Here is a 275-nt window from a genome sequence, read left to right as displayed (position 1 = left end):
ATTTTGTATTTTACATCGTAATTTCCTGCTGGTGTATTTGGAGCTATCGTTACTGTTCCGTCTGGATTTAATGTTAATCCTGTTGGCACAGTTACCTTTGTAAGGGTTACTTCACCTGGCTTAGTTCCAATTACTACATCTACTCCATTTAATTTATCATTCGCGGTTAACGCTGGAGTTTTTCCTCCTGTGTTTCCATTAATTGGTGTTGTTGTTTCTGGATTGGCTTTGATTACGGGTTGACTTACTACAACTACTGAAGTTACTTCATCACA

The 275-nt window shown here is 37.8% G+C and carries 1 pseudogene; it reads right to left on the bottom strand.

Annotated features, from left to right (window positions below):
- Nucleotides 1-275: pseudogene (locus tag IW20_RS26550) on the bottom strand (hypothetical protein); the annotation flags it as partial.

This window comes from Flavobacterium hydatis (assembly GCF_000737695.1).
Lineage (GTDB): Bacteria > Bacteroidota > Bacteroidia > Flavobacteriales > Flavobacteriaceae > Flavobacterium > Flavobacterium hydatis.
Note: the sequence above shows the minus strand (reverse complement) of the source record. Positions and strands in the feature narration are given on the sequence as shown.